General features: G+C 45.9%; 17 protein-coding genes. 7 read left to right on the top strand and 10 right to left on the bottom strand.

Annotated elements, in window-relative coordinates; all coding sequences use genetic code 11:
• The first annotated feature begins 57 nt into the window (after positions 1–57).
• The 6 genes from BMX05_RS04135 to BMX05_RS04105 all read left to right on the top strand — a co-directional run bounded on the left by BMX05_RS04135 (position 58) and on the right by BMX05_RS04105 (position 6,249).
• Complete coding sequence (locus BMX05_RS04135) at positions 58–1,428, top strand: aminotransferase-like domain-containing protein (protein ID WP_093308709.1); 1,371 nt, start codon at positions 58–60, stop codon at positions 1,426–1,428.
• 104 nt (positions 1,429–1,532) lie between these two features.
• Positions 1,533–1,868, top strand: coding sequence for a hypothetical protein (locus BMX05_RS04130; RefSeq protein WP_093308708.1), 336 nt, complete (start codon positions 1,533–1,535; stop codon positions 1,866–1,868).
• 254 nt (positions 1,869–2,122) lie between these two features.
• On the top strand, positions 2,123–4,234 hold the full coding sequence (locus BMX05_RS04120) for a TonB-dependent receptor domain-containing protein (RefSeq protein WP_093308706.1): 2,112 nt from the start codon (positions 2,123–2,125) through the stop codon (positions 4,232–4,234).
• 66 nt (positions 4,235–4,300) lie between these two features.
• The gene (locus BMX05_RS04115; protein WP_093308705.1) at positions 4,301–4,876 is read left to right on the top strand and encodes a PepSY-associated TM helix domain-containing protein; all 576 of its coding nucleotides are present in this window, start codon (positions 4,301–4,303) and stop codon (positions 4,874–4,876) included.
• Positions 4,877–4,924: 48 nt separating this feature from the next.
• On the top strand, positions 4,925–5,449 hold the full coding sequence (locus tag BMX05_RS04110) for a DUF2271 domain-containing protein (RefSeq protein WP_093308878.1): 525 nt from the start codon (positions 4,925–4,927) through the stop codon (positions 5,447–5,449).
• Positions 5,450–5,451: 2 nt separating this feature from the next.
• Positions 5,452–6,249: a DUF4198 domain-containing protein gene (locus BMX05_RS04105; RefSeq protein ID WP_093308704.1), complete on the top strand. Its 798-nt coding sequence runs from the start codon at positions 5,452–5,454 to the stop codon at positions 6,247–6,249.
• A gap of 77 nt (positions 6,250–6,326) precedes the next feature.
• On the opposite strand, the gene BMX05_RS04100 is transcribed toward BMX05_RS04105, so the two are convergent.
• The 6 genes from BMX05_RS04100 to bamA form a co-directional block, all read right to left on the bottom strand.
• On the bottom strand, positions 6,327–6,830 hold the full coding sequence (locus BMX05_RS04100; protein ID WP_093308703.1) for a tellurite resistance TerB family protein: 504 nt from the start codon (positions 6,828–6,830) through the stop codon (positions 6,327–6,329).
• 152 nt (positions 6,831–6,982) lie between these two features.
• Positions 6,983–7,585 carry a 16S rRNA (guanine(966)-N(2))-methyltransferase RsmD gene (rsmD, locus tag BMX05_RS04095; RefSeq protein WP_093308702.1) on the bottom strand — a complete coding sequence of 201 codons (603 nt, stop codon included), beginning with the start codon at positions 7,583–7,585 and terminating at the stop codon, positions 6,983–6,985.
• A 17-nt stretch (positions 7,586–7,602) separates the two neighbouring features.
• Positions 7,603–8,229, bottom strand: a complete 627-nt coding sequence (locus tag BMX05_RS04090) for a hypothetical protein (RefSeq protein WP_093308701.1) — start codon at positions 8,227–8,229, stop codon at positions 7,603–7,605.
• 67 nt (positions 8,230–8,296) lie between these two features.
• Positions 8,297–8,566: a zinc ribbon domain-containing protein gene (locus tag BMX05_RS04085; RefSeq protein ID WP_093308700.1), complete on the bottom strand. Its 270-nt coding sequence runs from the start codon at positions 8,564–8,566 to the stop codon at positions 8,297–8,299.
• The gene (locus BMX05_RS04080) at positions 8,517–9,020 is read right to left on the bottom strand and encodes an OmpH/Skp family outer membrane protein (protein ID WP_093308699.1); all 504 of its coding nucleotides are present in this window, start codon (positions 9,018–9,020) and stop codon (positions 8,517–8,519) included. The genes BMX05_RS04085 and BMX05_RS04080 overlap by 50 nt, the downstream gene beginning before the upstream one ends.
• 9 nt (positions 9,021–9,029) lie before the next feature.
• Positions 9,030–11,360 (bottom strand): outer membrane protein assembly factor BamA, encoded by a 2,331-nt coding sequence (gene bamA / locus BMX05_RS04075; RefSeq protein ID WP_093308698.1) that lies wholly within the window; start codon positions 11,358–11,360, stop codon positions 9,030–9,032.
• 316 nt (positions 11,361–11,676) lie between these two features.
• On the opposite strand from bamA, the gene trpS reads away from it, so the two are divergent.
• A complete protein-coding gene (gene trpS, locus BMX05_RS04070; RefSeq protein ID WP_093308697.1) occupies positions 11,677–12,675 on the top strand; it encodes a tryptophan--tRNA ligase in 999 nt (332 codons plus the stop codon).
• A gap of 51 nt (positions 12,676–12,726) precedes the next feature.
• Here the strand turns inward: trpS and metF are convergent, their stop codons facing one another.
• The 4 genes from metF to coaD all read right to left on the bottom strand — a co-directional run bounded on the left by metF (position 12,727) and on the right by coaD (position 16,388).
• Entirely contained in the window at positions 12,727–13,575 is an 849-nt protein-coding gene (gene metF / locus BMX05_RS04065) for a methylenetetrahydrofolate reductase [NAD(P)H] (protein WP_093308696.1), read from the bottom strand.
• 134 nt (positions 13,576–13,709) lie between these two features.
• The gene (locus BMX05_RS04060; RefSeq protein WP_093308695.1) at positions 13,710–15,431 is read right to left on the bottom strand and encodes a GGDEF domain-containing protein; all 1,722 of its coding nucleotides are present in this window, start codon (positions 15,429–15,431) and stop codon (positions 13,710–13,712) included.
• A gap of 145 nt (positions 15,432–15,576) precedes the next feature.
• Positions 15,577–15,828 (bottom strand): YfhL family 4Fe-4S dicluster ferredoxin, encoded by a 252-nt coding sequence (locus BMX05_RS04055; RefSeq protein ID WP_093308694.1) that lies wholly within the window; start codon positions 15,826–15,828, stop codon positions 15,577–15,579.
• Between the two features lie 83 nt (positions 15,829–15,911).
• The gene (gene coaD / locus BMX05_RS04050; RefSeq protein ID WP_093308693.1) at positions 15,912–16,388 is read right to left on the bottom strand and encodes a pantetheine-phosphate adenylyltransferase; all 477 of its coding nucleotides are present in this window, start codon (positions 16,386–16,388) and stop codon (positions 15,912–15,914) included.
• Positions 16,389–16,445: the final 57 nt, after the last annotated feature.

The following is a 16,445-nucleotide window of genomic DNA, read 5'->3' as shown; positions in this document are numbered from 1 at the left end:
TAATTGTCACTATAATTGCTCTTTTTTGAGCGTCAACTTTTTTATTGTCACCTAACAATGTGGATACCTAAACTCGACCCGTTAAAAAAGCCTTTATACCAAGCGCTTGCCGATGCTTTGTCCGAAGCGATAGAACGGCAAGAACTCGTCCCAGGCACACGTCTACCCACGCATCGAGCCTTAGCACATGCCTTAAAGTTGACTGTAGGCACAGTCACCCGTGCTTATGCAGAGGCAGAGCGCCGAGGTTTGATTAGTGCACAAGTCGGTAGAGGCACCTATGTGCTAGACACTCAGACAAGTTTCCAACACTTGAGCCAAACGCCAAGCCCCTTGGATTTCAGCTTAAGTTTGCCAATTCCTAATCCGCAAAGTGCGCTCTGGTTACAGCAAAGTTTGCTTAAATTGAGTCAACAAGGGGTACAAAATTTACTGGAGTACCAAAACGAGCAAGGCTTGCTTGCCCATCGCCAACAAATTAGCCACAGCTTACAAGCTTGGGGGTTACCTATTCAGGCTGAAAGGCTTTTGATTTGCCAAGGGGGCCAACATGCGATTGCTTTGGCTTTACAAAGTGTGGCGCATGCAGGTGATGTGATTTGTTCCAGTGCTTTGACGTATCCGGGGATGATCGCTGCCGCGCGTCAATTGGGATTAAAGCATCAAGGACTCGCTTTTGATCAGCAGGGGCTTATCCCGCAAGCTTTCGAGCGCCAATGCCAACACCAAAGACCAAGGGCTCTTTATCTGATTCCTAATCAAGACAATCCAACCTGTACTTGCTTGCCGCTAGAAAGACGTGAGGCCATTGTCCAAATTGCACGTGAATATCAAGTGTGGTTGCTTGAAGATGATGTGCAACTAAACCCAAGCGAACAGCGTTTACCTAGCTTGTTGGAATTAGCACCAGAACGAACATTACATATCAGCAGTTTTTCTAAATTGGTGGCGGGTGGTTTAAGAGTGGGCATGTTGCAAGTGCCAGAATCCTTGTTGCCTCATGCACGCGCGAACTTGAAAGCCCAATGCTGGATGGTGTCTCCATTAGCCCCCGCCCTGATTTGCCAAGGCTTAGCAGATGCGAGTTTACTTCCTTTGATTGAGCAGCAAAGACAGGAAATCCAAGCACGCCAAGTGTTAGTGCAAAACTATCTAGGCCGTTGGCAGGTGCGTGCCCAGCCGTGGGGTTTTAATGTTTGGTTACCCTTGCCAGAGCCTTGGCGTGCGAGCCAGTTTGTCGATAGCTGTCGTCGCGCAGGGTTAGAAGTGAAAAGTGCTGAGCCTTTTGCGGTCGGAAGTTATCCTGCTCCACAAAGTATCCGTTTTTGTATTAGTGCCCCTGCACAACGCGAACAAGTAGAACAAGGACTAGAAATTCTTGTGCACCTGCTTGAACAAGGCTGTCTTCCTCATGTGCAAACTTTATAACCTTGTCTACGCTCATGCCTTGGGTGGCGGTTTGAGTACACAAAGACCAAAATGCCTTCTCCTCTGGGGGAGGGCTTATTCTTTTTTCATTGAGAGCAAAATGCATGTCGATGGACGAACTAAGCGAAAGCCTGAAACAAGATTTGGCACAATTAAAAGCTTATGCAGCAAAAGAAGAACGCTTGCAACTGCACCATCTGGTTGCGCAGCAAAATCAAATTTTGCAAACACTTGAAGCAAGCCAAGCGCGCTTGTTAGAAAGAATCAGTCTGCTAGAACAGCAATTAGCACAGCAAATACAACAAGCCCTAGAAAACCAACAGACACAACAAAGCAGTTTGCTAACCCGTATTGAGCAACTCGAAGCCGATAAGCAGGCATTACAAAATTTAAACCGTAAAGCCTTACTGAAAATCCGCCAACTGAAAGCCCAGCAATAAGCATTTTATAGGGGATTGAGCTCCCCTCCCTCCATCTGTTCCAGTCTCTCAATGCCTCTCTTTGTATGATAACCATGTTCCTGATGGTCACCCTGAATGGCATCCATGATGTGTTGGCAGGTGATGTTTGGGTAATGCATATCTAAAAAACAATCTTTATGCATCTTGATTGCAAATGATAATAATTGTATTTTGTGTGGCCTAACCGAATAGGTTTCTTTGCTCATTATCTTTGCTGATAAGGAATTAGGCCCATGTCCCCCTTTAAACTCACCCCCTTAGCGCTTGCTTTGGCTCTGCCTACAGGTTGGAGCTATGCAAGCACACCAACGACACACTTGGATACCCTTGTGGTCAGTGCCACAGGTTATGAACAGTCCATGCGGGAAGCGCCTGCCAGTATTCATGTAGTGACGCGCGATCAATTGGAACAAAGCCAGTATTCGAGTTTGGCCGATGCGCTTGCGGATGTTGAAGGGGTCGATGTGGGTGCAAGTGCGGGTAAAACCGGCGGTCTTAATATTAGTTTGCGCGGTATGCCCAGCGAATACACCCTGATTTTGATTGATGGTCAAAGGCAAAACCCTGCTGGTAATGTAACTCCTAACGGATTTGGGGAAACAGCAACCCGTTTTATGCCACCTTTAGCCGCCATTGAACGTATTGAAGTGATTCGCGGCCCTATGTCGACCTTATATGGTTCGGATGCGATGGGCGGTATCATCAATATTATTACCCGTCCGGTAAGCAATGAATGGCGTGGTACCTTGGGGTTCAGTAGTACCTATCAGTTTGATGAAGATTTTGGTAATGAATACCGCACCCAAGCTTACCTCAGTGGCCCTTTAATTAAAGATAAACTTGGGCTAACGCTACGCGGACAAACAGATCAACGCCAAGCCAGTGATTTGCGTTATCCCTCGGAAGCAGGCGAGCAGGTGGAAGTGAGCAAACGCGGCCCCAGCCCTGTAGAAGCTGAGACCTACTCTGTTGGCGGACGTTTAACCTTCAAGCTCAATCCCCAACAAAAGCTCTGGTTGGATGTAGAAAGCGCACGCCAAACTTATGACAACTCAGAGGGACAGCTCGGTACCCTGGGTGTGCGTGGCTATGCTGACGAGCTTAAATTCAATCGTGATCAATATTTGCTTGCGCATCAAATGCCGCTTGCACAAGGTCAACTGGAAACCCGTTTTACTTACAATCAAACCGAAACTTTAGGGCGCATTGTGCCAAGTGGTCTCAATAAAGGGCAAGCGCGCACTTTGGAAACGGAAAACCGCATTGCCGATATACAGTGGGTCGGTAGTCGAGGAGCACACTGGATTACTTTAGGCGGCCAGTATTGGGATGCACAAATGCAAGATGGGGTCGCGCCTAACGCCTTTGATCATCAGCAAGGATCTATCTTTGTAGAAGATGAATGGCATCTGCACGATGATTTCAATCTGACTCTGGGCTTACGCTATGACGATCATAGTACCTTTGGCGGCCACACCAGCCCAAGGGTCTACGGGGTATGGACGTTAGCGCCTGCATGGACGTTAAAAGGGGGCGTCAGTGGTGGCTATAAAACGCCGCGTTTAGATCAACTGGCTGATGGCATCGTGGGCTTTGGTGGCCAGGGAACGATTCCTCTGATAGGTAGCCCTGATTTAGAACCTGAAACCAGTATTAGCTCTGAGTTAGGCCTATATTACCAGCCAGACGCCGATCTGAGTGCAAGCGTTACCCTGTTCAATAATGAGTTTGAAGACAAAATTGCCTCAGGCGCCGGCTTGCTGAATTGTAGCTATGCTAATGCGCCCAATCGTGCCGGTTGTGTCGATTATGGTCATTGGCCTGATTTAGATACCTATGGCAATAGCATTAATGTTGATGAGGCCGTCACACGTGGACTCGAACTGAGTAGTCGTTGGCAGTTTGCGCCTGCATGGCAGCTGCAAATGAATTACACCTACACAGATAGCGAGCAAAAAAGTGGCGCACAAGCCGGACAACCGCTCACAGATACCCCAGAACATATGCTGAATGCCAAATTACAATGGCAAGTCACCCCAAGTTTCGCGACCTGGTTAAAAGCCGAATACCGCAGTGAGCGTTACCGCGCAGTCGGTCGAGGTTTCCCACAGGAAGCGAAAGATCAACTCGGCGATTATCGCGCTTATACCCTGGTCCACCTAGGGACGAGTTTTGCGATTACTCCAAGTGTGCGTATCCAAGCGGCTCTTTATAACTTGTTGGATAAAGACTTTGTCGAGTACTCACGCTATCTGGATGCTTCTGGCAATGCTGCCTACACCTCCAATTATCCCAACCATGAAGATGCGCGCCGCCTCTGGTTATCTTTGAACGTCGATTTTTAATGATGGCCAGCCAAGTGAGGTGAACGAAGGCTTGGGCGTAATTCGCACCTAAAGGATGTTAACAAAATGGCTAAGCCAAAAAGTTGGAGTTACCGGCTGCGCCAATGGCACTGGGTCAGCTCCGCTTGGGTACTGACCCTATTGATTTTTTTTAGTCTCACAGGGATTACCCTTAATCGGTCGGCTTGGTTTCCTGCTTCAGCACACCTAGTCAGCTTGAATCTGTCTTTATCTTCAGAACAAATGCAGGCTTGGCGTCTTGAAGGGCCTGCTGCATTTGAAGCTTGGTTGCAAGCGCAACACCAAATTGCTTTAGCCGATTTTAGCCGTCAGCTAGAGGCACAAGAATGGTACTACGTGCGTGATACCCCAGGAGCGCAGGCTTGGTTGTCTTTGGATTGGCAAATGCAAGAACTCGTCTACGAATCACGCTTTCGTGGTTGGATTGCATATTTCAATGATGTGCACAAAGGTCGCCATACAAGCGCCCTCTGGCATTGGGTTATGGACATAAGCGCCTTGCTGTGTGTGTTTAGTGCTTTGTCTGGCATGTATCTGTTATGGAAGCACAGGCCACAAGCCCGCCAATACTTTTATTGGGGTAGTGTGCTGCCCATTTTGGTACTCATTTTTTTAGGATAAATCAAAGGCTGCCTGTCGGTGGCCTTGGGTCATTGGGAGACCTTTTTTATGTTCACACGGTATCTGTTCGGGATACTTTTGCTGATCGCGCCGATCTCATGGGCGCAAACGCAACAAGTACAAGTAGAAATTGCCTTGCCAACCTTGGAGGTTGCTGAATATCACAAACCCTATGTGGCCTTATGGCTCAGTGATCCGCAACAACAGGCTCTAGCGACCTTAAACCTTTGGTATGACGCCAAAATGCCTGACAAGGAAGGCATGACCTGGCTGAAGGATTTACGTCTATGGTGGCGACGTACAGGGCGTACTTTGCAAACTCTCGATGCTTTTACCGGTGCGACGCGCGCCTCAGGTGTGCATACCTTACGTTGGCCCTTAACGCAAGCACCTTGGCGTGATTTGCCTGCAGGTGAATACATTTTACATCTTGAAGTCGCGCGTGAGGTTGGTGGCCGTGAGCATGTCAGCCTGCCTTTTCAATGGCCTTTGCACGCCCCTTTGAAAGTCCAAGGAACACACGAGATTAGCCACCTCAGCTTGATGCCTAGCCAGTCTACACAAGGAAATTAATTATGTCGTTACTACGTATTGGCCTGACAGCCGGCCTATTATTATTAGCCGGTGTCAGCCATGCACACCGTGCGTGGATTTTACCTTCTGCTTCACAGCTTTCTGGAACCTCTTCTTGGGTCAGTGTGGATGCTGCCATTTCAAACGGTTTGTTTTATTTTGAGCATCATGCACTCGGGATTGAAGATTTAACCATCACCAGCCCAAGTGGTCGCCAACTCACGCCAGAACATAGTGCTCAAGGTCAATTGCGCACTAGCTTTGATCTTTTATTGCAAGAGCAAGGGACTTACGTTGTAGAGAAACATCGTCAAGGTGTGTTTGCACGTTATCAACATGCAGGTAAAACGCACCGCTGGCGTGGTTCTTTAGCACGTTTAAATGAGTTGCCTGCCGATGCCACCCAGATCGAGCTGATGCAAACCGATAGCCGTATCCAAACCTTTATCACCTTGGGAGCGCCGACCTTTACCCATTTAACCCCGCAAGCACAAGGATTAAGCATGGTGCCGAGTACACACCCGAATGATTTGGTTGTGGGCGAAAGCGCACACTTTAGTGTGTATTTTAATGGTGAACGTTTGGCAAATGCGGCTGTGACTGTGGTTGCTGGTGGGCAAAGATATCAAGATCAAGTGGTGCAGGTAGAAACCACCACCAATCAAGCCGGTGAGTTTAAGGTGACTTGGCCGCAAGCCGGTTGGTATTGGTTAGAAATAGAACACCAAGTGCCCAGCCCTTGGTTAAAAGAAGCCCAATTAAGAGCGAGTTACTCAGCAACGTTAGAGGTTTTGCCTTAGCAGTGCGTGTTTGCAAAGGCACCAATAAAAAAGCCTACCGTAAAGGTAGGCTCTTTTTTGTATAAGCAAAATACAGGTTACTGAGACAGAGTCACTTGGAAACCTGGTGCATTTTTAGGGTGATCTTCTTGAGTGAACACCGCACGATCATTTTTCAGCACAATCACCTCAAAGAAAGGACGGAAACGCTCTTCAGGAATACCGAAGGCTTCCAAGAACTTACCAAACATAACTTGTTCTTCTGGCTCAGCTTCGCCATCTGCTAAGGAAGAATCGACCAAGTTGGTAAGAATGCACATTTTCTGCGCATCTGTGAGCAGTGGGGTCGCCTCTTGTAAAAACTCTTCCAAACTATGGCTGCGGATATAACGCTGTGCAGAATCAAGCAAAGCACGGTTATTGGCACCAACACCTATGGTACCACCGCTTTTCTCACCACCTAAAACGGCAAGCAGTTGGCCAATTTCTTCGTTATCAAACTCACCATCTGCAGCAATCATGTAGAGCAAAGAGGTTGCAAAGGCTAAATGTGGAGTCATAGCGTCGCCGCTATCGCCTTTAAACATATCAAATAGACCCATAGTACTGCTCCTTTATAATCCCATCACAAAAATGCTTATTTTATTGAGGTTGCTGACTTGTATATTGCGGCTTTAATGCAAGATTCCAAGCTTAGGCACACAAGATAGTCCCTCTAGCAGGGCAAAAAGTTCCACGCAGGCGAGAAGATTTTTTATAGTGTATCGACCACTTGATATAAAAGCGCCTGCACCTCCTGAGACCGAGCTTGCTTTAATAAACGCCAATGGCTAGGTACTTGAGGAAGCGGTGCTTGCGCTTCCTGCTCGATGTAAATCCATGCCTGAGGTGCTAAGCAAGCGGCTTGTATTAAGCCTTGGAGACTGGGTGCCAGCAAATCTTGATGAAAAGGTGGATCAAGAAAAACAACATCGACAGAAGATACGGGCACTTGTTGTAACCAAGCGAGCGCATTTTTCTGATGCACTTGGGCACGGCTGGATGGCACCTTTAAAGTGTTTAGATGCATTTGAATTTGGCGGGCCGCTTGGGGCTGTAACTCGATAAAATCACAACAAGCTGCACCCCGAGATAAAGCTTCCAAGCCAAGCGCACCACTGCCTGCAAATAAATCAAGGCAACGCCGCCCAGCAATAGAAAATTGCAACCAGTTAAATAAGGTTTCACGCATTCTATCCCCTGTCGGGCGCAAGCCAGATGTCGGGGTAAATTGTAAACGCCGTCCGCGCCAATCACCGCTGATGATCCGTAAAGACGAAGTTTTTTTTGCCGCCGCTTTTGGGCCTGATTTTCCCATAGCAACCACCTAGCAAATTATTGAGTAAACTTCAGGCTACCTATCATAGCCGCGACATCTTTTTGGCTTTCTGTACTATCGCGTGAGGCATAGGTTGCTACGAGTACCACAGAGCGCATATTGTCGCTTTGAAACATATATTGCTGTTGCCAGTTGCCATTGGGTAGTTCAAACGCAAGGCGTACCCCAGGGCGATCATCGACTTGATGATAAGAGCAGGTTTCCAGCTGAATAGGATGTTGCAAATTTTGCGTTAATATCTGCTGTAAATCTGTACATAAGCTGGTAATTTGTGCTTGGCTTTCAGGAATTAGTTCTGTTGAGGTCACTCGGTTAATATTAATGTTGTCGGTAAAATCACCTTCCACACTCTGGGTGTTGTAAATCATCTCCCAAGAATCTTGGCGCACCTGACGTTCTAACGACTGCACAATTTCAGCATCGACTTGTGCTTGGTTTAACGTGTCACGATCAAAGCGCCCAAGCACAGCATCTAATTCCTGTGCATTGAGCACTTTCCAATAAGTAGGTAGCTGATAACGAAAACCAAACTGGCTTTGATGTTCGACAAGATCAGTTTGTGCTTGTACCGAGGCGCTCCAAAGAAGACTCAGCCCTAAAACGCCCATACCCCAAATACGCATCCGTCTATCCTCTTGGCAATGCTGAATGTGACTGCTCACCGCCCTGTCAGGCGATGCTTCCAACGTCTCAGGCTGCAACCGGTTTGTGACCGGATTGACGCAAGCCGCCATTGGCAGGAACCGACAGTCCTTCGGCCCTGAGTTTGATCATACCTTGTTGTCGAAAATTGATCGCGGCATTAACGTCGCGGTCAAGCCCTGCTGAACAAACAGGGCACGTCCACTTGCGCACCGACAAGGGCAGGGACTCCATCTTGTGTCCGCAGCAAGAACAGGTGACTGATTTGTTACTTTGCAAGCTTGTTAAGTTGGTCGACAACTTCCTGAGTAATATCATACTGAGGTACCACGAAAGTTGCCGCTTGGCGATCAAGTAATAAATCCAGCTTGCGTTCTTTAATTAAGCGCTGAATGGCTTCATCAAGGTGAGGCTTGGCTTGACGCATCACTTCTTGACGACGCTCACGCTGTGCTTGTTGTAAACGACTGACAAGAAATTGATATTCTTGGGCTTTTTCTTGAATTTGTTGGTTCAGTTTACGCTTTTCCGCATCACCCATAATCGCGCCATCTTTTTGCATCCGTTCTTGCAGTGCTTTAGCTTCTTCTGCAAGTTGGCGCACCTTGGTTTTATCACCTGCCAGCTCTTGTTCGATACGCTCAAAGGCACTTTTTACCTTATCAGAGGCTAACAAGGCAGCTTGCCAATCCAGCACAGCCATTTCCGGCGCTGCTTGCACCATAGGGCTGAGACTGATCAAAGCAGCGAGCATTAAGGATTTGATTTTCATAAAAAACTCCTAAAAAGTTTGTCCTAAAGAGAATTGGAAAACTTCAGTATCATCGTCAGCCTCAGCATTTAAGGCTTTGGCAATACTAAAGGTCAAAGGGCCAATGCCCGTAAGCCAAGTTAAACCAACACCTGCAGAGTAGCGTAAACCTTGTGTATGGAAACCGGATTCACAGGCATCTGATACGGGATAACACGCACTGTTATATACACCGCCTGCATCAATAAACGCTGAGGTTTGTAGCGAGCGTTGATCTTGTACAAAAGGCAAGGGGTAAATGAGTTCTAAACTGGCCTCAACCAAGAAATTACCACCGAAAGGATCTGTATCTCCACCGACTAAACTGGGTGTGGTGCGTGGACCTATGCTGTTGGATTTATAACCACGCACAGAACCTAGGCCACCAGAGTAATAGTGCTCATAAAAAGGCATCCATTCTTGAGAGCCGTAAGCATCGCCATAGCCTAAATCTGTGCGCACGCGTATCGACCAATCATCTCCCAAGGGAAAGTATTTTTGCCCACGATAGTTCAGCTTATAAAAAGTGAGATCACTCCCTGGAGTTGCCACTTCCAAGCTAACACTTTGATAGCTACCAGCAGTGGCCAAAATGCCGCGGTTTAAGCGGTTTTGAATCCAGCGCCCCGTGAGCTTGTAAGCAAAATGGCTATCCCCTTCTTGTTCGAGGAAGTAACTGACTTCCTGGACCACATCCACCGCGGGTTTCACTTCCGTTTGATCAAAACCCAAGCTAAAACTTAAGCGGCTATCTTCTGATAAGGGATAACCATAGGTGAGGCTGGCACCGTAAGTATCCGTGGTGAAGTTAGAAACATCCCCTTCTTCGTAATCGGTGGCACGATAAAAGAGGCTAAAACCACGGCTAACACCGGCTTGAGTGTAGTAAGGATCATAATAGGAGAAGGTGTAACTATCACGGTAATCACTGCGCTGTGCGGCTATGGTGACTCGGTTTCCCGTGCCCAAAAAGTTGCGTTGTGAGATCTGCAAACCGTAAACAATGCCACTACTTTGCGAATAGCCCACACTGGCAGAAATACTGCCGGCAGCTTGTTCTTCAACCCGATAATGTACATCCACTTGATCCGGTCGTCCTGCAACCGGTAAGGTTTCCACCTCGACTTGTTTAAAAAAGCCCAAACGTTCCAAGCGTACCCGTGATTGTTGAATTTGCTCCGTGGATGCCCAACCGCCTTCCATTTGGATCAGCTCGCGCCGCAAGACCTCATCCATAGTGCCTGTATTGCCACTAAAGCGAATCCGGCGTACATAGTTGCGACGGCCTGGATCAACGAAAAAGACTAGTTTGACGCTTTGCGTTGCTTCATCAAGTTGTGGCAGCGCATTGACATTGGCAAAGGTGTAGCCTTCATTCCCTAAACGTTGACGCAAGGCTTCTGTGCTGGCGGTCATCAAAGAACGCGAGAAAGTTTGCCCCGGCGTTAATTGAATTAAGGCTCGTAATTCCGCTTCTGTCAGTACCAAATCTCCGGCCAGCTCTATGGTGTCGACTTGATATTGTGGCCCTTCCTGCATAGCAATATTTAAGTAAATCGCATCTTTGGTGGGGCTTAAGGCCACTTGAGTCGATTCAATTTTAAATTGCAAATAACCACGATCAAAATAATAGGATCTAAGGGTCTCTAAATCCCCTTTTAAGCGCTCGCGTGAGTATTGATCTGCCGTGTAAAACCAGTGCCAGCTTGGGCCAGCTTCCAGCTCAAACAAATCTAACAAGGTGTCATCATCAAAGACCTGATTACCTAGTAGATTGATATGTTTGATACGTGCGACACTGCCTTCATTGATATCAATTTCAATGCGTACACGATTGCCATCAAGCGCTTCCTCTTTGGCTTGAATCCGCGCACTATAACGCCCTTGCGCATGATAAAGACGCTCTAGCTCTTGCTGAATATCTGCTAAGGTTGCACGCTGAAAAACTTGGCCTTCTTGTAAACCAGCACGGGTTAAGCCAGCTAAAAGCTCCTCAGAATCAAGCTGATCGTTACCTTCCAATTCGATTTTAGCAATTGTCGGCCGCTCACGGACTTGCAGGACTAACACTTGGCCATCACGTGCAAGGCGCACATCGTCAAAAAGACCGCTTTTGAATAAGAATTTGGCCGCGCGTGCCAGTTGTTCCGCATCAACTTCTTGTTGCACGCTGACTGGGAATTGTGCAAACACGGTACCCGCAGAGACCCGTTGCAGGCCCTGCACACGGATATCTTCCACCACAAAGCGGTCGGGTGTTTGCGCCATCACAGGTGCGGCACCAAGCAGGGCCCATGCGAGATACAAGGGTGTTTTTTTCATCGAGTGTACCTGTTTAACAGCGGGTTTAAAAAACCTATTAAGGCATTTTTCTTTAGTTAATCAATAAGATAAATATTTATGCCTTGGAAAGTCTTCTGCAACGAACACGCCTATTAGGCTCAACTTTCGCACAACTTATCTAGGATGTGCGCTTGCTTCCTAGAATGTATAGGCAAATCTCCAATATAATACGCACCGAAAAAGATAAAAATACGGCGAATTATCGTTAAACTAACGCAAATTTTCTGCTTTATTTGTCGCTATTGAAAGATGCGAACAAGATGATTGCACCTATCCCCCAAGGAAACTTTTAGTTATGACCAGCAAACCCCGCATCCTAACAGGGATTACCACAACAGGCACGCCCCACCTGGGTAACTATATCGGCGCTATTCGTCCTGCAATCCAAGCTGAGGGACAAGCCTTTTATTTTTTAGCCGATCTGCACGCACTGATTAAATGCCAAGATGCCAGCCGCATTATGCAATCGCGTCGGGAAATTGCCGCCACTTGGCTCGCTTTAGGTTTGGATACAGATCAGGCGGTGTTTTACCGTCAATCTGACATTCCAGAAATCCCAGAGTTGACTTGGATGCTCACTTGCGTGTGTGCTAAGGGATTAATGAATCGTGCCCATGCTTATAAAGCGGCCGTGCAAGAGAATCAACAAGCACAAGATCCAGATAAAGGCGTCACCATGGGGCTTTATAGTTACCCTATTTTGATGGCAGCGGATATTTTACTCTTTAAGGCAGATCAAGTACCTGTCGGTCGAGATCAAATTCAGCATATCGAAATGGCCAGAGACATTGCTGGACGTTTTAATCACTTATATCAAGGCGATTATTTTGTGTTGCCTAATGCGCAAGTGGATGCGCAAGTGGAAATCCTCAACGGATTAGATGGGCGCAAAATGAGTAAAAGCTATAACAATACCATTCCCTTGTTTGCCAGTGAGAAACAACTGCTGAAGCTAATACGCAAAATTAAAACCAACTCCCTAGAACCAGGCGAACCGAAAACCACGGAAGATTGCACCTTATTTCAGCTCTATAGTGCCTTTTCGACTCAAGCAGAAATCGAGGCGATGGCGACCCGTTATGCCGAGGGTATTGGTTGGGGGGAAATGAAAAATGTGCTCTTTGAACAGATCAATCGTCAGCTTGCACCTGCCCGTGAAGAGTATCAAAGGTTACTAGAAGCCCCAGATTATATTGAGCAGGTGTTGCAAAAAGGTGCAGAAAAAGCCCGCTTTTATGCGGCACCTTTGATGGATGAGGTGCGTCAGGCAGTTGGTTTAGGGAAATTTATCTGATTATTAAGAAAGTGATCAGCCCCGTACTTGCTGGTACGGGGTTAAAAAATGTTATTGGCTTTTATTAGGCATTAAACCGAGATTACGCACCAGTGCAAGGCTAGGCTCTGCTTGATTGAGCGTATAAAAGTGAATCGCAGGGACACCATTGGCAATGAGGGTTTCACACAAACGTGTGATCACTTCTTCACCGAATGCACGGATACTATCACTATCATCCGCATAGGCTTCTAATTGTTTACGAATCCAGCGTGGGATTTCTGCGCCGCAAGCATCCGAAAAACGCGCTAACTTGCTGTAATTGGTCATCGGCATAATCCCTGGGATAATAGGGACTTGTACCCCTTCTTCTTGACAACGTTCTACAAAATAAAAATAAGCATCCGCACTGAAAAAGTATTGGGTGATTGCGGAATTGGCCCCCGCTTCTACCTTGCGGCAAAAGTTTTGTAAATCTTTCTCGAAACTCACCGCTTGTGGATGGGTTTCTGGATAGGCTGCCACCTCGATATGAAAATGATCACCACTGTGTTCGCGAATAAACTGCACTAACTCATTGGCATATCTTAGCTCGCCTGGATCCCCCATGCCTGAAGGCAAATCACCACGTAAGGCAACTAAACGATTGATACCTTGTGCCTTGTACAAATCTAATAAAGAGGCCAGTTCTTCACGACTCGAACCAATACAAGATAAATGCGGTGCGGTATTAACCCCTGCTTGGCGCATGCTTGCGACCGTGCTTAACGTCCGCTCACGTGTAGAACCGCCGGCACCATAGGTTACGGAAAAAAATTCAGGTTGCGCTTGTGCCAGTGCATCACGTACTTGGATCAATTTGGTTTCACCCGCAGGTGTTTTAGGAGGGAAAAATTCGAAACTCACGGCTACTTGCTGCATTGGCTGCCACCCTAGAGACTTGCAAAAAATTCATTATTTGGACAAAAACACTGCTTTGTCCGCCATTGTCGCCTACTTATTTTGTGGTTGACCAGTGAAATCTTTCCTACTTTTATATGAATAAAATTCATATTCTAATTGGGGGTGTACAAGCGTACACAGTTACGCCCACTGGCTTTAGCTTGATAAAGGGCTTCGTCTGCACAACGTAATAAATGCTTGAAGCTTGCTTGCGTTTTTTCCTTTTGCGTCACCGTGACCACACCAGCACTTAAGGTGACATAAATTGGGGGCTGGCCTGACACATAAACCGGTGTTTGGCTAACATGAATCCTTAATTCATCCATTAATATCCAAGCAGCTTGTTTGTGCATATTGGGTAATAAAATGACAAACTCTTCGCCACCTAAACGCCCTAACATAGCCGGCGCTTGTATTAAAGAAGAACCTAAATTGCCAACATGAATTAACACTTGATCGCCTAGATGGTGCCCATAAGTGTCATTAACTTTTTTGAAAAAGTCTAAATCAAAAATAACTAACGTTAGTGGATAGGTGTTTTGATCACGGATTAAATATTCAAAATGTTCTTCTAAATAACGACGATTAGGTAACTGGGTTAACATATCCGTACGCGCTAAGCTTTCCGCATAGGACTTTGCTTCCTGCAAAGCAAGAGTGCGTTCTTGTACCCTTTGTTCTAAGACTTGACGTGCTTCCAATAAAGCAAGCTCGCGGGCTTGCACTGCATGACTCATTTGTACAAAAGCGGCTGCAATATCTTTAAATTCATACTTGAATTCAGGCAAGCTTAATAAATAATGGCCTTGGCTAAGCTGCTCTAAGTTTGATTTTAATTGTGTGAGAGGTTCAATAAAATCTTTATGCAAGCGCGCACGTAAGATAAATAACATCATCACCAGCAAGGCAAGACTTAATAAAACACTTCCTAAGATCAATGCATTGCGTAAACGATTCAAGTTTTGTAAATTAAATTCTGTCTCTAAGATCAAGGTATGGCCAAGGATTTCGTCTGGATTGGCTTCTTTAAGCAATTGGTAAACCTTTAAAAAATTACCTTCTTGCTTTTCTAGATAGCCTAAGGCTTGGACTTTACGAATATTTTCTTGGCTCATTTGATGATTCTGGTGAATTAAAGAAAAAGCAGAGTGTGCTTTGACTAAATAAAGATCAATATAATAAGCAAACGGATTGGTTTGTACAAAAGTATTAAAAGCACTGGGTTTAAAAAGCTCCGTATATTCTTTGGAGTATCTTTTTTCCAAATACGAATAAAAATCAATAGAAATTTCTAGTGTATAATCACTACTGGTTTTAGGTCGATAAAAAGCAAACTTGCGTAAACTGCCTTCTACGGCTGAAGTGCTAAAACGGTCAATATATAAAGTTTGCGTTTGCAAGCGGTCAAAAATACGCTCACGGAAGGTACCATAACTTGCTAAATGGACGCCTAGTTCTTTGGGGTTAGTGGTTTGAATAATATTAGAATGAGGATCTAAAATATAAATATCGAGTTGGCCATACTCAGCATACATATTTTTAATTAAAAAGAGTCTATCTAAAGAAACCTGTGCTAAAGGTGTTTGATCTGCAGTTAATAAGCGATAAATATTGGGCAAAAGCACCTGTAATCTTTGATCAAGATAAGTATCTTCACGCTGGGTAATCTCATCTAAAAAAGTGACTCTTTCTTGAATGCCTTGATGCAAACTTGCCACTTCTGCATCTAAGAACTCTTGGGTATGCAGATGAATAAGATAGCCAAACCCTAACCCTAGGCTAGTAATTAATAATAAGCCAATGCTCAATAAAATTTTGAACAGCCGTTGTTGCACTCCCTTCTCCTTGAGCTGCTTATGTTACAATTTGTAGCTTGGATAGTGTAAGCTGACAATGAAATACTGCAAAGCAAAAAACAGCCTTTCACAAAAAAAGCCCGCTTGCGCTTGCGCAAGGGGCCTAAACATGCCTTACAAAGGCTTACATCGCGGCAGTAATAATATTGTATTTTTCCATTAATTCGTCTTTGCTTTCCACATGATTTGGATCTTGTGGAATACATTCTACAGGGCAGACTTGCTGGCACTGGGGTTCGTCGTAGTGGCCTACGCACTCAGTACACAAATTAGGATCGATTTCGTAGATTTCTTCACCTTGTGAAATGGCACCATTCGGGCACTCAGGTTCACATACATCACAGTTAATGCATTCATCAGTAATATATAAGGCCATTTTGGTTCACCTCAGGACTCTAAAGGGTAGAGTTTCACAGGATTCAATCCAGATAAAAGAGGTCTCTAGATTGAGGTCAGGGATTAATCGGCTTGTGCAAAAGCTTGGATAACACAAGCAGGGACTAAAGGCTGTAAGTTGCCACCAAAGCGTGCGACTTCACGGACAATGCTGGATGAAATAAACGCATGTTCTGCCTTAGGTGTGAGAAATAAAGTATCGGCCTCAGGCAAGAGCATGGCATTGACTTGGGCAATTTGGGCTTCATATTCAAAATCGGCCACATTACGTACCCCACGTACCAACACTTGTGCGCCTTGTTCGCGCATCAAATCCATCAACAAGCCTTCGCAACCTATCACTTGGATATTATGAATGTGAGCACAAGCCTGTTGGCAAAGTTGGATACGGGTTGCCAGATCAAATCTAGGTTGCTTGCTGGTATTGTGTGCTACCACAATCAAAACTTTGCTAAACATGCGTGCTGCACGCTGTGCAATATCAAGATGTCCATAAGTGATAGGATCGAAGCTACCTGCGTACACCGCAATCGGGGACATAAATCCAAGGCCTCCTCGGGATAATCTTTGGATGCACCAACAAGCTCAGCCGTCTCC

The sequence above is a fragment of the Allopseudospirillum japonicum genome, from assembly GCF_900108915.1.
Taxonomy (GTDB): domain Bacteria; phylum Pseudomonadota; class Gammaproteobacteria; order Pseudomonadales; family Halomonadaceae; genus Pseudospirillum; species Pseudospirillum japonicum.
The sequence above is the reverse complement of the archived record's forward strand: the minus strand, read 5'-3'. Positions and strand labels throughout refer to the sequence as shown.

Excerpts from the sequence above, each read along its gene's own strand:
- bamA (WP_093308698.1), bottom strand. The coding sequence starts at position 11,360 with ATGAAAAAAACACCCTTGTATCTCGCATGGGCCCTGCTTGGTGCCGCA.
- metF (WP_093308696.1), bottom strand. The coding sequence starts at position 13,575 with ATGCAGCAAGTAGCCGTGAGTTTCGAATTTTTCCCTCCTAAAACACCT.
- BMX05_RS04090 (WP_093308701.1), bottom strand. The coding sequence starts at position 8,229 with ATGCGTATTTGGGGTATGGGCGTTTTAGGGCTGAGTCTTCTTTGGAGC.
- rsmD (WP_093308702.1), bottom strand. The coding sequence starts at position 7,585 with ATGGGAAAATCAGGCCCAAAAGCGGCGGCAAAAAAAACTTCGTCTTTA.
- BMX05_RS04080 (WP_093308699.1), bottom strand. The coding sequence starts at position 9,020 with ATGAAAATCAAATCCTTAATGCTCGCTGCTTTGATCAGTCTCAGCCCT.
- BMX05_RS04115 (WP_093308705.1), top strand. The coding sequence starts at position 4,301 with ATGGCTAAGCCAAAAAGTTGGAGTTACCGGCTGCGCCAATGGCACTGG.
- BMX05_RS04135 (WP_093308709.1), top strand. The coding sequence starts at position 58 with ATGTGGATACCTAAACTCGACCCGTTAAAAAAGCCTTTATACCAAGCG.
- BMX05_RS04105 (WP_093308704.1), top strand. The coding sequence starts at position 5,452 with ATGTCGTTACTACGTATTGGCCTGACAGCCGGCCTATTATTATTAGCC.
- BMX05_RS04055 (WP_093308694.1), bottom strand. The coding sequence starts at position 15,828 with ATGGCCTTATATATTACTGATGAATGCATTAACTGTGATGTATGTGAA.
- coaD (WP_093308693.1), bottom strand. The coding sequence starts at position 16,388 with ATGTCCCCGATTGCGGTGTACGCAGGTAGCTTCGATCCTATCACTTAT.
- BMX05_RS04100 (WP_093308703.1), bottom strand. The coding sequence starts at position 6,830 with ATGGGTCTATTTGATATGTTTAAAGGCGATAGCGGCGACGCTATGACT.
- trpS (WP_093308697.1), top strand. The coding sequence starts at position 11,677 with ATGACCAGCAAACCCCGCATCCTAACAGGGATTACCACAACAGGCACG.
- BMX05_RS04130 (WP_093308708.1), top strand. The coding sequence starts at position 1,533 with ATGTCGATGGACGAACTAAGCGAAAGCCTGAAACAAGATTTGGCACAA.
- BMX05_RS04085 (WP_093308700.1), bottom strand. The coding sequence starts at position 8,566 with ATGATATTACTCAGGAAGTTGTCGACCAACTTAACAAGCTTGCAAAGT.
- BMX05_RS04120 (WP_093308706.1), top strand. The coding sequence starts at position 2,123 with ATGTCCCCCTTTAAACTCACCCCCTTAGCGCTTGCTTTGGCTCTGCCT.
- BMX05_RS04110 (WP_093308878.1), top strand. The coding sequence starts at position 4,925 with ATGTTCACACGGTATCTGTTCGGGATACTTTTGCTGATCGCGCCGATC.